A 12,587-nucleotide genomic window follows, 5' to 3' on the forward strand; every position below is an offset into this window, starting at 1 on the left:
AAATGTCGGGCGCCCGCCTACAACACCGCTCCGTTGACGCTCATGAGCGTGAAAGCCTCTGCGCTCGCGGCGGCCGCGACCCGGGCGCTCAGGCGACGCTGCGCGCGGGCCCGGACGCGGGCGCGGCGCCGTACGTGGCGCGATAGCGCTCGTACCGCTCGAGGAGCTCGCCCGTGGTCTTGGGCATCGGCACGCGCGCGCGCGTGATGTACGAGATCACGTTCTTGCCACGGACGATCAGCTCGACGCCCCGGGCGGCCTGCTCCCGCTCATGGGGCGAGGCGTCCGCGCCGAGCAGCGGCTGGAAGCCGGCGAGCTTCTCCGCCGACACGACGAACGACGTCCAGACCTCGAAGATGTCGTCGTCGGTGCGCAGCGTCTCGCACTTGATCTTGGCCGCGTGCGCGAACTCGCGGGCCAGGCGGTCCAGCCCGGCGAACATCGGCGAGCCAGCGAAGGTGGCGATCATCGCGTCGCGAATGCCGTCGATCGCCCTCATGCTCTGGGCGATCTTGACATACCGGCTGTTGTAGAACGCCTCGATCGGGAACGAGAACGCCTTGAAGGGCTCGCCCCAGAGCTCGTCGAGCCCCTCCTCGCCGCTGCGGTGGAGCACCATCTTCCCGAGCGTCAGCGCCTCGAGGAGGTGCTCTCCGCACTCGCGCATCAGGGCGTTGTCGGGCTCGATGGTGACGCCGAGCTCCTGGATCTCGACGAGCTTGGTGAAGATGTCCGTCGCTCGATTGAAGATCGCTCCCGCGAGCATGGCGGCCTTGACGCGCTTCCGCTGCGGATCGGTCTCCGACTCGAAGGCGAGCCGCGCCTCGTCCAGCCGTTTCCCTGGGACGTTGATGCCGTGCTCGACGTGGTTGAACAGGCGCCGCGTCAGCGCCTCGATGAGGCGCTTCTTCGCGAGCAGCGTGTCGGCCGGCGCCTCGTAGGCCTTGATCCAGTAACCGTAGTAGTAGACCCGCAGCTGGCCGTCGATGATCTGCTTCTTCCCGAGCGGTATCGCGCTTTCCATGGCCCGCCTCCGATCGGCTGCCAGGCGGCGCCCCTGCGCGGGAGGCGCGCGGGGGAGCATGCCCGTGCGACAGCCGAGTAGCATGGGCGCAAGGCGGCCCGCAAGACGTGAGCGACGCGATCCGGCGGAGTTTTCCGCCGGAAACCGGGACTTAACCGACAGGAAAGACAGCGGCTCGCGGCGTCGCCGCGGCCGAGCGCCAGCCCGCGCGCCCGCCGACCTCGGGGGCTACTGCGCGCACCCCTCGAGCTCGGCCATCATGCGCCAGAACGCCATGGCCTTGTTCTCGCAGGCGCCCTGGGTCGTGTGGGTATGCTCGTATTCCGCGTTGCCGGACGTCTCCACGTCGTAACGCGGGTGCTGCATCGGGATCTCGACGCCGTCCACCGTCGTTGTGTGCCGCTCGCCGTCCGCGTGGACGTCGAGGTCCTCGAAGTCATAGAGGATCTTCCCATGCTCCCGGCAGAAATCGCGGATCTGCTGGTTGCGCTCCGTGCGGTTCACGCCGTTGTACTCCTCGTCACCGGGCCCCGTCATGTAGATGAAGGTCACCTCCGGGAACTCCTGCCCGAGCGCGTCGAGCACGTCGAGGTACCGCTGCACGTCCTCCTCGGTCTGCTCGGAGATCTCCGAGGACCACGCCCACATCGAGTACCGGATTTCCGGGTGCCCTCCGAGGATGGTGCGCACGTCGTTGATCCCGGCCTCGGTCGCCCAGTACTCCTCGCCCGGGATGAGGTCGGTGTCGATCATCCCGTCCCACATCAGGAAGGCGCCTTCCTGCTGCGGGACGTCGCAATACTCCGTCTCGAAGGCGTAGGTAGGGGTCTTCGCCTCGATGCTCTCGGCGCCGACGATGATCTGGAAGCCGTGCGAGCGGTGGGCGTAGTGGAAGACGAAGTCCCCCGACCTGAGCGCCTCGGCGCAGCTCGCCGGGATACCGTCCAGGCTCGCGTGCCGGTGGTCGAAGGTCCGCGCGTTCGCGGGATCGGGATTGGGATCGCCGCCGGACGCCGTCGTCACCCCGCCGCTCGACGCCGACGCCGACGTCGACGCGCCGCCCGACCCCGCGGTCGACCCGCTGGTCGCCCCGCCGCCCGACCCGGCGGTCGCCCCGCCGCCCGTTCCACTCGGGTCTGCCGGGCTGTCGTCTTCTCCGCAGGCCAGCGCGCCGAGAGCGAGGGAGAGACCAGCAGCGATGATAATTGAATTGCAAAATAATTTGTTCATTGCAGTGTGGATTCTAGACGGAGGCAAGGGGATCGCAATAGCTCTCGCGAGCGGTCTCGTGCTGCCGCGCAGGGGTTCGGAGGCGGGGGCGTCGTGGTTTCTTGCGGCGCCGGCGCCGGCGCCGGCGCGGGCTCCGGCGGACCGCCGCGGAGGCCCGGCGTGCTGCGCTGCGCAAGCAAGGCCCCTGGTGCGCCGCGCGCGGACGCGCAGCGTCGGCGCGCGCAGCGTCCGCGCTCGCCGTCGTCCCGAGCGCGTCCCCCTCGCCGAACACCGCCGCTGTCAGGAACGTCACGCACCGATAGCGCTCTCGACGCCCGCGTCGGACCCGGGCCTGCCACGGCGATCCGGGGAGCCATCTCGTGGCCGTGTCGAGCCCGAGACGCCCGGAACGTGGCGCACAGAAGGATAATCCATCTGACATCTCCCGCCTCGTCGTGGCCGGCGCCTTTCCTATCCTGTACGCTCCCCTCGCCTCCCTCGGCTATCAGGAGGAAGCCATCACCATGCAGTTCGCTCCGGATTCCGTCGTAGGTGGGAAGTATCGTCTCGAACGACCTCTCTCGCACGGCGGGATGGGCTCGGTGTGGGTGGCGCGACACGTCAACTTGGGCTCTCTCGTCGCGGTCAAGTTCATGGACCCGACCTATGCTGCGTCGTCGACGTTCCTCGCCCGCTTCGAGCGTGAAGCCAGGATCGCGGCGAGCCTCCAGAGCCCACACGTCGTCTACGTCCAGGACTTTGGCGTCGACGACGAAACTCCGTACCTCGTGATGGAGCTGCTTCAGGGCGAGGACCTGGGCACGCGCCTCTTGCGCGTCGGCCGGCTCTCTCTCGTGGACGCCACCCTGATCCTGGTGCAGGCCGGCAAGGCCATCCGTCGCGCGCACGACGCCGGCCTCGTCCATCGCGATCTCAAGCCTGCCAACCTGTTCCTCGTGCGCGTGGAGGGAGAGCAGGACGAGGTCGTCAAGATCCTCGACTTCGGCATCGTCAAGGACACCGGCGCGGCGCTGACGGAAGAGGTGACCCGCACCGGCGAGCTGCTCGGCTCGCCCCACTACATGAGCCCGGAGCAGGTCCGGGGCGAAAAGGACATCGATCAGCGCAGCGATCTCTGGTCGCTCGGGGTCATCCTCTTCTATGGCGTCACAGGCGAGCTGCCCTTTCAGGGGGCCCAGCTCGGCGCGGTGATCGCCAACATCCTGGTCGGTCCGGTGCCCAGCGCGTCCCTGATCGCGCGCGACCTGCCGCCGGAGATCGATGCCTTCTTCGCGCGGGCGCTGGCCCGCGAGCGGGCGGAGCGCTTCCAGTCGGTCGGAGAGATGATGGGCGAGCTCCGCCGTGTCGCAGGCATGGCGTCTCCATCGATTCCGGATCTGCAATCCCCGTGCTCCGGCGTGCCGAGCACCGCTCGGCCGAGGCTCAGCGGGACGATAGCGCTCGACGTCGCCAAGCTCGACGAGCCGGCGGCCACGCCCCGCTCGGCGAGGCCAGGCACCCTGACCGGCGCCGGATCGACAGCGCAGGAGGCCCGACTCCAGAGGCCTCAGCGCGCGAGGCTGGCGATCGGCATCGCGATGACGTTCCTGCTCGGCGCCGGCGTCACCATCGCGCTCGGTCGGGGCGGAGCGAGCGGCGGGGGCGATGCGAAGGCCGCCTCGGCCGGCGCGCCGGCGTCGGAGGAGGTCGCCGCCAGCGCGTCGGCAGAGGTCGAGCCCTCCCCGGAGCCGCTGGAGAGCGTGACGCCCGCGACGCCCGTTGCAGAAGCGACGGGCTCGGCAGCGGACGCCGCCGGCGAGACGGCAGCGCCACCGGCGCCCTCGACGTCCACCACGGCAGCACGCCCGCCGTCGAGCGCCACGCCCAGGACACCACACACGGGTGTCCCCTCTCCTTCCAGGAGGCCGCCGATCCCGCCAACGACCGCGCCGGGGCTCGACCGAGCACCGATTCCGGAGGTGCCCTTCTAGCGCGGAGACCCCTTATTTTTAGCAGAAGATTGAACAGGGAGACGGGGAGACGGGGAGATTGGTGGGATTTCACTCCCCGTCTCCCCGCCCCCCTGTGAATTTTCTCGAAAAGGCCGAGGGGTTGCTTCAGCTCACCGGCAAGACACGTGTCAGCTCCGGGCGTTTCGCTGCCGGCGACGGAGCGTCAACAGCGCAAGGCCCATGGCGACGACCGCTGCGTACGACCTCTTCGGCTTGGCATCGCCACCGACGACGGCGCACCCACCCGTTTCACCCGATTCACCTGCAGACTCCGAGCCCGCGCCGGTGGTGGCGCTGTCCGCAGCGCCGCTCGTACCGCTCGTACCGCTCGTGCCGCTCGGGTCGCTGCCGCCCGTCGTGGTGACCTCGCCGCCGCCAGCGGGCTGCCCGCCAGAGCCGACGGTCACGCCCTCGCCCGCGCTTCCGCCGTCCCCCGAGGCGCCGCCGCTCCCCGCAGCAGGCCCGGCGCCGCCGACGTTCTGATCACCCCCGGAGCCGTCGCCCGAGCCACCCGTGCCGCCGCTGCCGGCAGCCTCGGAACAGTCGGTCTCCGGATCGGCCCCACCGGCCTTGTCCAGACCGAAGAACGCGAGGATCGCATCGGCCTCGTACGGCATGGAGTGCGCGCCGTTTCTTCCTGACCAGGCCTCGAACACCGTGTAGCCACACTCGTTCTTCCAGAACTGGCGATCATAGGTGGTCCCGCCCGATGTGATCATGTCGGTCGAGGTCGGGGTCTCGCTCAGCTCGAGGACGTTCGTCCATTCCTTGATCGCCTCGGCCTGGTTCTTGTAGTTGATCGTCGCGTCCGCCGTGCCGTGGAAGATCTGAAGGCGGGGGCGATGCCCCGTATACCCAGGGAACATCCCCCGAACCTGATCTCCCCATTGCTGCGCTGACTTGCTCGTCCTGCCGCCCGCGCAGTTGTTGCTCCATTGCTGGCCCCCGTCGAAGCCGTCCGCCCAGCACCCGGCCGCCACCCCCGCCCTCGCCGCGCCGGCCCGGAAGATGTCCGGGTACACCGCCAGCATGGCTTGCGTCATCATCGCTCCGGACGAGCCGCCCATCACGTAGACGCGCTTCGGGTCGCCTTTGTACTTCTCGAGCGTGTACTTCACCATCTGAGCGACGGCCTGCGTGTCGCCGCCGCCGTCGTGGGTCAGCGATTTCGTCGTGCCCACGTCCCAGCAGTTCCGGCCGGTGGCCTCCGGAAGGATGATGATGAAGCCGTTCTTGTCGGCGCCCGCCTTGACACCCGAGATGCTGTTGAAGAACGAGCTCACCGGCGTGCTGCACGAGTGGCAGCCCACCACGATGGGCGGATTCTCGGCCAGCTTGTCCGGGACGTAGATGTTCATGTTGACGTAGCTCGGGACGCCGCTCGCTCCCCACGTCGCCCGGCTCACCGCCTGCACGGACGCCGCGTACACGGGCATGGCCGCGAACAGACCCAAAGAGAACGACGCGACCACGAAAACGCGATTCTGAAATCGACGCATGTTCGATTACCTCTAAAGCTGGCGTCGCCGACGATGGCGCGCGATTGGCGCGCGGATGCTATCGACACAGGAACTTGGGCGCAAGCCGCTTCGGGTTCTTCCAGCCCGCGAAAATTGAACCAAGACCTTGCGCATCATGGAGCCTTCTCGCGCTGTGAATGGCCGTAAACCCGCAGCTCACCCCTTCACGCCGGGCGGGCCGCCTTTCGACCTCGCTGCCGCGCACCGCTCTGCATAGACGGCCGGTGTGAAGCCGACCTGGGTCTTGAATTCCCGGATCAGGTGCGCTTGATCATGATACCCGAGCTCCTGCGCGAGCGCCGCCCACGCGACGGGCGCGCCCGTGGCCACGCGCTCCGCGGCCTCCTGCACGCGTGACCGCCGGATGATCCACTTGGGCCCGACGCCGATGTACCGCTCGAACGCGCGGTGCAGCGTGCGGACCGAGACGCCCGCGATCCGGGCCAGATCCTCGGCGCGGTGGATGTCGCGATCGTCCTGCGCGCGGACGGCGAGCGCCATCGCCTCGTCGAGCCCGGCGTCCTCCGGGCCCCTGCGCGCGCGCAGGAGCTCCTCCACGGCGCGGATCGCGGTGGCGTCGTCCGGCTGGTCGAGCACGGCGCGCTCGAGCGGCCCGGCCGCGCCGCCGAAGATCTCGACGAGGGGGACGACGCTGTCGACCAGCCGGCGCATGGGGAGGGGCGCGAACGGGAAGAAGCCGCCCGGCTTGAACTTCGTCGCGACGACGCGCCCCGTGCCCTCGATCCGGACGACCTCGCGCCGGGTCCCGATGCCGTGCACCGCCGAGCCCGGCGCCTCGATGGCCAGGTTGACGCAGGGGTGCGGCAAGAGCTCCTGCTCGAACGGCGCGGTGAGCGACCAGCGGACGACCCAGTGCCAGTCGACGAGCCTGGCCAGGTCCGGCGCGGGCGCGTGGCGGTGCAGCGCGAAAAAGCGCTGGAGACCCGCGGCGGGGTTCAGGATGCCGCGGGTGGGGTCCTCGGGGGTGATGCTCCGGCTCATGATCGCGCGTGGCGCTCTTTTACAATACCGCGCCTCGCCCGGGCAGTAACGTCCGCCCCGGAGGCAGCAACATGGCTGATTCGACCACGATCCCGAGGGGCAACCTCGTCTTGTTCCATTCTCCGAACTCGCGCTCGATGGGCACGCGCATCCTGCTCGAGGAGCTGGGCGCGCCCCACGAGCTCCGCGTGCTGAACATGAAGGCCGGGGAGCAGCGGAAGGCCCCTTACCTCGCCGTGAACCCGCTCGGGAAGGTGCCCGCGATCCTGCACGACGGCGCGCTCGTCACCGAGCAGGTCGCGATCGTCATTTACCTCGCCGATCTGTTCCCGGAGGCCGGCCTGACCCCGGCCATCGGGGATCCGCTGCGCGGGCCGTACCTCCGGTGGATCGCGTACTACGGGTCGTGCTTCGAGCCGGCCGTCGTCGATCGGGCGATGAAGCGCGATCCGGCCCCGGCCGCGACGTCTCCGTACGGAGATTTCGATACGATGTTCGGCGTGGTGGCGGAGGCGCTCCGGAAGGGGCCGTATCTGCTCGGCGATCGGTTCTCGGCGGCCGACGTCCTCTGGGGCAAGGCGCTGGAGTGGATGGTGAAGTTCAAGCTCGTGCCCGAGCTGCCGGAGGTGAAGGACTACGTCGCGCGGGTGTGCAGCCGGCCGGCGTTCGCGCGGATCGCGGCGAAGGACGCAGAGCTCGCCGCGGCGCACGAGGCCGCGGCCGCAGCGGAGGCGCAGGCGAGCTGATCGCCGCCCAGGCTGCCGTCTACTCCGGCTGCCCACCCAGCTGCTTCACCGCCCTCGATCCCGCCTCGATCCCGCGCCGCAGGCACTCCGCCTCGCGCGCGCCCTGGAGCTCCGCGGTGATGAACCCGGCCGCGAACGCATCGCCGGCCCCGGTCGTGTCCACCACCTCGACCTGAGGCGCCGGCTCGTCGAGGCGCACGCCCTGCCGTCCGCCCACCGCCGCGCCCCGCGCGCCACGCTTGATGATCACCCGCTCGAAATAGGCGCCCAGCGCGATCATCTGCGCGGTGAGGTCACCCGTGCCCGAGAGCGCCTCTGCCTCGTCGGCGTTGACGAGCAGCGTCGACATCCCTCGTGTCCACTCAAGGAAGTCCCCGACCCCCACCTCCCGCAGAAAGCCCACGGACGCGGCGTCGAGGGCGATCGGGACGCCGCGGCGCCGCGCCTCTTCGGCGAGCCGCAGCACGGCCCGCCGAGGCCCTTCGGCGAAGAGCGAATACCCCGAGAGGAGCACCAGCCGCGTCTCGTCCAGGAGCCCCACCGGCATGTCCGAAGGCTCGAGCGCGAGGTTCGCCCCACGGTCGGTAAGGAAGCTCCGCTCCCCGTCGGCGTCGACGAGGATGACCAGCACGCCCGATGGATTCTGCGGGTCGGCCACGAGGATCGGGTCGACATGGAAGCCCTTGAAATGGGCTTCGAGATGCGGCTTGTCCCTGGCTCCTACCCGGGCGACGAACGACACCTTCGCTCCCATCGAGCCGAGCCACACCGCCTGGTTGGCCCCCGAGCCTCCGGGGCGGCTCTCGATCTTGGCGCGCCGGTCCGAGCCGCGCACCAGCGGCCCCTCGGGGCGGACGATCACGTCCGTCATCACGTCGCCCACCACGAGCACGCGGTCGGCCTCGCTCATGCCTTGGCCTTCGGCTTCGACTTCGACTTCGACTTGGGCCTGGCCCCGAGCTCGCTCATCGCCGCCGCGATCTCCGCGGCCACCGCCGCGTTGTTCTCGACCAGCGCGATGTTCGCGATGAGGCTCTTGCCCTCGGTGAGCTCGAAGATGCGCTTCAAGAGGAACGGCGTCAGGTCCTTGCGGCTCACCCCCTCTGCCTCGGCGCACCGGATCGCCTCCTCGATCCGCGCCTCGATCGCCCTGGCTTCCATCGCATGGCTCTCGGGGATCGGGTTGGCCACCAGGACCCCGCCCATGCCGAGCTCGAACTGCAGCGCGATGACCCTGGCCGCTTCCTCGGCGCTCTCGATCCTGTGGTCCACCTTCTGCCCGCTCTGCCGCGCCCAGAAGGCCGGGAAATCCTCGGTCTTGTAGCCCAGGACCGGCACGCCATGGGTCTCCAGCGTCTCCAGCGTCTTGGGGATATCGAGGATCGACTTGGCCCCCGCGCAGACCACCGCCACCTGCGTCTGACTCAGCTCCTCGAGGTCGGCGGAGATGTCGAAGGTCGTCTCCGCCCCGCGATGCACGCCGCCGATGCCCCCGGTGGCGAACACCTGGATACCGGCCCAGGCCGCCGCCATCATCGTTGTCGCCACGGTCGTCCCGGCCAGCCCGCCCAGGACCAGGAGCGCCGCCACGTCGCGCCGCGAGGCCTTGGCCGCCTTGCCGCCCCCCCTGGCCAGCCGCTCGAGATCTTCCCCCGTCACGCCCACCTTGAGCTTGCCGTCCATGATGGCGATCGTCGCCGGCACGGCGCCGTTCCGGCGGATCACCGCCTCCACGCGCTGCACCATCTCGAGGTTCTGCGGATACGGCATGCCGTGCGTGATGATGGTCGACTCGAGCGCCACCACCGGCCGGCCGCCAGCGAGCGCTTTCCTGACCTCGGGCGAGATGGAGAGATAGTCCTTGATCGACACGCTGAGATCCTTGGGCGGCGAGGGTTTGGCGGTTGAAGAGGCACCGGGCACGAGCGCCACATTCTGCCCTGTTCAGGAGGTTTCAATCCGTTTATCGCTCTAGGATCCGGTGGACTGGTACCGCCGCTCCCCGAAGCGCCAGATGCGCAGCGACACGAGCAAGAACGCCACCCCCACGAGCGGCGACGCCCAGCGCGCGGCCTCGGGCAGCGCGGGGACCGTGGGGCGATCGAGCAGCGCGCCCGCGGGGATGTAGCTCACGAACGCGAGCGGCACGACGAACGTGAAGAAGCGCCGGAACCAGTCGCGGTACAGGGTCAGCGGGTACTGCGCGGCCTCCGTGCCGCCGTACGTCAACGCGTTCATGATCTCCAGCGACTCGATCGTCCAGAAGCACAGCGTCGCCTGGAGCACGAGGAGCCCGTAGAACACGCAGGCGCCGCCGACGATCGCGCCGACGAGCAACGCAAGCTTGGCCGCCGTCCACCCGACGCCGAGCGCGCTCCCGGCCCACAGGAGCATGACGAGGCCGACCGCGAGCCGCCCTGCGCGCAGGAACTGGAAGTCCCCGGTGGCGACCTGGAACGCCGTGGAGCGCGGGCGCAGGAGGAGCCGGTCGAAATCGCCCGATTTCACCATCGCGGAGAAGGTGTCGAACCCGCGGCCGAACGACTCGGCGAGCGCGAACGAGACGTTGACGAGGCCGAACAGCAGCGCCACCTCCGCGAAGCGCCACCCCCGGACCGCGCCGAACCGGTCGAACAGCGCCCACGCCCCGAGCAGCTCGATGCCCACCGTGATGAACTGCCCCACAGACCACATCACGAACGACGCGCGATACTGCATCTGCGCCCGCAGCGACGCGGCGGCGAGCCGGAGGTAAAGCCTCGTTGCATCGAGCGACATCTCGCCTGTTCCTCGTCTCCTCGCCCGTTCCTCGTCCCTCAGCCGCCCTGCACCACGAGCCGGCGCAGGCCGCGCGCGACCATCGCCCTGCCGAGCGCCACGAACGCGGCGGTCCACAGCGCCTGGTGCAGCAGCACGCCCGGGAGCGCCCCCGCGGGCAGGTGCCCGAGGTAGAGCCGGAACGGCGCGTCGACCATGCCGCGGAACGGCAGCGCGTCGAGCCACGGGAGCATCCACGCCGGAAACAGCGGCAGCGGCACGATCATGCCGGAGGCGACGAGGACGAGCGACGGCACGATCCGCGCGATGCCGTCGCCGGACGTCGTCCACAGCATCGTCGACGTCACCGCCGTCGCGAACGCGCCCACGAGCGCCGCCGCGCCGACCATCGCCGCCGCCCACGCGCCCGCGGCGGCCAGCGACGGCGGCAGCCCCATCCCGAGGAGCGGCACCGCGACCGCGAACATCGGGACCGCGCGCAGCAGCGTCGGCGCGACGCGCGCGGCGAGCGCGCGGGCGAGCCAGAGCGCGTGCAGATCGAGCGGGCGCGCCAGCTCGTAGCCCACCGCGCCGGTGCGGATCAGCTCGCGCACCTCGGGGTCGGGGTTCGTCGAGAACGGCAGCAGCTGGAAGAACGCCTGTCCGAGCCACGTGTACGTGATCGCCTGCCCGAGCGCCATCGGCGGCGGCGCGCCCGACAGGGCGTTCCCGTAGAACGCCTCGAGCACCATGACCTTGATGAACCCCCAGAACAGCTGCGTGCCGAACCCGGCCGCGGCCGCGGCGCGGTACTGCAGGAGCGCGCGGCAGCGCGCCCGGAACACGGCGGCACAGGCGGCGAAATTGGCCGCAAAGCGTTCGAACGGCGCGCTCACGGCGGCGCCCCCGCCTCGCCGCCCTCGCCGTAGAGCCGCGCCACGATCTCGTCGATGGGCGGGTTCTGCACCAGGAGGTCGCGCACCGGGGTGCGGGCCGTCACGCGCCCGACCAGCTCCGCCGTCGAGATCGCGGCGGGGTCGAAGCGCAGCGTCACGCGGGCGCCCTCGCGGCGGATCACCTCGGCGCGTGGCTCGGCGATCTCCGCCGCCGGGTCCGCCAGGTCCACGATGAGCCAGCGCTCCGCGGTGACCTGCGCGCGCAGCGCCTCGAGCGAGCCGTCCGAGAGCACCCGCCCCCCGGCGATGAGGATGACCCGCGAGCAGAGGGCCTCGATGTCGTCCATGTCGTGCGTCGTCAGGATCACCGTGACGCCGCGCTCGCGGTTGAGCCGCTGCACGAAGCGCCGCACCGCGAGCTTCGAGACGGCGTCGAGGCCTATCGTGGGCTCGTCGAGGAAGAGCAGGTCGGGCGCGTGGAGCAGCGCGGCCGCGAGATCGCACCGCATGCGCTGGCCGAGGCTGAGCTGCCGCACCGGCGTGTCGAGCAGCGGCCCGAGATCGAGCATCGCGACGAGCTCGTCGCGCGCGCGGGCGTGATCGGCCGCGGCGACGCGGTAGATGTCCCGGAGGAGTTCGAACGAGTCGATCACCGGCAGATCCCACAGGAGCTGGGTGCGCTGGCCGAACACGACGCCGAGGCGCCCCACGTGCGCGACGCGCTCGCGCCACGGGACGCGGCCGGCCACCTCGCATCGCCCCGAGTCCGGCACGAGGATGCCCGCCAGGATCTTGACCGTCGTCGACTTGCCGGCGCCGTTCGGCCCGATGTACCCGACGAGCTCGCCCCGATCGAGCGAGAACGAGACGCCCGCGAGCGCGTCCACGGCGCGGTAGCGCGGGCGCACGAGCCCGGCGAGCGCGCCCAGGGCGCCCGGCCGGCGCTCGGCCACCCGGTACGCCTTGCGCAGGTCCTCGACGACGATCAGCGGCATGACGGCGGCCAGGGTCTCACGGGCGGCCCGGGAGCATACTTGACCTGGGTCGAGCGGCCAGCGCCGCGGGCCCCGACCTCGGTCAAGCCGCCAGCGCCGCGAACGCGGCCTACGTGCTGAGCCTGCCCGCTTGCGATCCCTGCCGCGCCGTCACTCCGGCTTCGCGAGCGGCGAACAGCGGCTGTAGCGGTAGTCGTTCGAGGTCGCGTAGAGCACGCCCGGAGGATCGCGCGAGTCCCCCGCGGCGATGCAGGCCCGGTACCAGGGGTAGCAAGCCTGGAGCGTGTCGTAAACGAACGACGGCGCGGCCGGCGCGCCGCCCCGTTGCACCCAGCACGCGACGGCCGCGCCGGTCTGCGGCTCGATGAGGCAATAGCGCTGCATGTCGATGGCCGCGCCGGCGCGCGCGGGTTACGGTACCCGCCG

General features: G+C 70.4%; 12 protein-coding genes. 2 read left to right on the forward strand and 10 right to left on the reverse strand.

Features of this window, described 5'->3' with window-relative positions; all coding sequences use genetic code 11:
• Positions 1–88 precede the first annotated feature (88 nt).
• Positions 89–1,024 carry a hypothetical protein gene (locus WMF39_RS36100; protein WP_437741016.1) on the reverse strand — a complete coding sequence of 312 codons (936 nt, stop codon included), beginning with the start codon at positions 1,022–1,024 and terminating at the stop codon, positions 89–91.
• A 228-nt stretch (positions 1,025–1,252) separates the two neighbouring features.
• A complete protein-coding gene (locus WMF39_RS36105; protein ID WP_437741017.1) occupies positions 1,253–2,254 on the reverse strand; it encodes a hypothetical protein in 1,002 nt (333 codons plus the stop codon).
• A 503-nt stretch (positions 2,255–2,757) separates the two neighbouring features.
• Between WMF39_RS36105 and WMF39_RS36110 the strand changes: the two genes are divergently transcribed.
• A complete protein-coding gene (locus tag WMF39_RS36110; RefSeq protein ID WP_437741018.1) occupies positions 2,758–4,224 on the forward strand; it encodes a protein kinase domain-containing protein in 1,467 nt (488 codons plus the stop codon).
• A gap of 149 nt (positions 4,225–4,373) precedes the next feature.
• Here WMF39_RS36110 and WMF39_RS36115 read toward each other — a convergent pair whose 3' ends face one another.
• Together WMF39_RS36115 and WMF39_RS36120 are read right to left on the reverse strand one after the other, a co-directional pair.
• Entirely contained in the window at positions 4,374–5,744 is a 1,371-nt protein-coding gene (locus tag WMF39_RS36115; protein ID WP_437741019.1) for an extracellular catalytic domain type 1 short-chain-length polyhydroxyalkanoate depolymerase, read from the reverse strand.
• A 177-nt stretch (positions 5,745–5,921) separates the two neighbouring features.
• The gene (locus tag WMF39_RS36120; RefSeq protein WP_437741020.1) at positions 5,922–6,767 is read right to left on the reverse strand and encodes an AraC family transcriptional regulator; all 846 of its coding nucleotides are present in this window, start codon (positions 6,765–6,767) and stop codon (positions 5,922–5,924) included.
• Positions 6,768–6,838: 71 nt separating this feature from the next.
• Here WMF39_RS36120 and WMF39_RS36125 point away from each other — a divergent pair, with 71 nt between their 5' ends.
• Positions 6,839–7,513 carry a glutathione S-transferase family protein gene (locus tag WMF39_RS36125; RefSeq protein WP_437741021.1) on the forward strand — a complete coding sequence of 225 codons (675 nt, stop codon included), beginning with the start codon at positions 6,839–6,841 and terminating at the stop codon, positions 7,511–7,513.
• A gap of 19 nt (positions 7,514–7,532) precedes the next feature.
• Here the strand turns inward: WMF39_RS36125 and WMF39_RS36130 are convergent, their stop codons facing one another.
• From WMF39_RS36130 to WMF39_RS36155, 6 genes are all read right to left on the reverse strand, one after another.
• Complete coding sequence (locus tag WMF39_RS36130; protein ID WP_437741022.1) at positions 7,533–8,423, reverse strand: carbohydrate kinase family protein; 891 nt, start codon at positions 8,421–8,423, stop codon at positions 7,533–7,535.
• Complete coding sequence (locus WMF39_RS36135; RefSeq protein WP_437748074.1) at positions 8,420–9,379, reverse strand: pseudouridine-5'-phosphate glycosidase; 960 nt, start codon at positions 9,377–9,379, stop codon at positions 8,420–8,422. The genes WMF39_RS36130 and WMF39_RS36135 overlap by 4 nt, the downstream gene beginning before the upstream one ends.
• A gap of 105 nt (positions 9,380–9,484) precedes the next feature.
• A complete protein-coding gene (locus tag WMF39_RS36140; RefSeq protein WP_437741023.1) occupies positions 9,485–10,291 on the reverse strand; it encodes an ABC transporter permease in 807 nt (268 codons plus the stop codon).
• 38 nt (positions 10,292–10,329) lie between these two features.
• Positions 10,330–11,166 (reverse strand): ABC transporter permease, encoded by an 837-nt coding sequence (locus WMF39_RS36145; protein WP_437741024.1) that lies wholly within the window; start codon positions 11,164–11,166, stop codon positions 10,330–10,332.
• Positions 11,163–12,161, reverse strand: a complete 999-nt coding sequence (locus WMF39_RS36150) for an ABC transporter ATP-binding protein (RefSeq protein WP_437741025.1) — start codon at positions 12,159–12,161, stop codon at positions 11,163–11,165. The genes WMF39_RS36145 and WMF39_RS36150 overlap by 4 nt, the downstream gene beginning before the upstream one ends.
• Positions 12,162–12,311: 150 nt before the next feature.
• Positions 12,312–12,545 (reverse strand): hypothetical protein, encoded by a 234-nt coding sequence (locus WMF39_RS36155; RefSeq protein ID WP_437741026.1) that lies wholly within the window; start codon positions 12,543–12,545, stop codon positions 12,312–12,314.
• Positions 12,546–12,587: the final 42 nt, after the last annotated feature.

Origin of the sequence: Sorangium sp. So ce1504 (genome assembly GCF_051521635.1) — a bacterium.
Classification (GTDB): Bacteria; Myxococcota_A; Polyangia; order Polyangiales; family Polyangiaceae; genus Sorangium; species Sorangium cellulosum_B.

What these genes read in the sequence shown, in the direction of transcription:
- WMF39_RS36155 (WP_437741026.1), bottom strand. Translation starts at nt 12,545, where the DNA reads ATGCAGCGCTATTGCCTCATCGAGCCGCAGACCGGCGCGGCCGTCGCG.
- WMF39_RS36105 (WP_437741017.1), bottom strand. Translation starts at nt 2,254, where the DNA reads ATGAACAAATTATTTTGCAATTCAATTATCATCGCTGCTGGTCTCTCC.
- WMF39_RS36115 (WP_437741019.1), bottom strand. Translation starts at nt 5,744, where the DNA reads ATGCGTCGATTTCAGAATCGCGTTTTCGTGGTCGCGTCGTTCTCTTTG.
- WMF39_RS36110 (WP_437741018.1), top strand. Translation starts at nt 2,758, where the DNA reads ATGCAGTTCGCTCCGGATTCCGTCGTAGGTGGGAAGTATCGTCTCGAA.
- WMF39_RS36100 (WP_437741016.1), bottom strand. Translation starts at nt 1,024, where the DNA reads ATGGAAAGCGCGATACCGCTCGGGAAGAAGCAGATCATCGACGGCCAG.
- WMF39_RS36130 (WP_437741022.1), bottom strand. Translation starts at nt 8,423, where the DNA reads ATGAGCGAGGCCGACCGCGTGCTCGTGGTGGGCGACGTGATGACGGAC.
- WMF39_RS36140 (WP_437741023.1), bottom strand. Translation starts at nt 10,291, where the DNA reads ATGTCGCTCGATGCAACGAGGCTTTACCTCCGGCTCGCCGCCGCGTCG.
- WMF39_RS36125 (WP_437741021.1), top strand. Translation starts at nt 6,839, where the DNA reads ATGGCTGATTCGACCACGATCCCGAGGGGCAACCTCGTCTTGTTCCAT.
- WMF39_RS36150 (WP_437741025.1), bottom strand. Translation starts at nt 12,161, where the DNA reads ATGCCGCTGATCGTCGTCGAGGACCTGCGCAAGGCGTACCGGGTGGCC.
- WMF39_RS36120 (WP_437741020.1), bottom strand. Translation starts at nt 6,767, where the DNA reads ATGAGCCGGAGCATCACCCCCGAGGACCCCACCCGCGGCATCCTGAAC.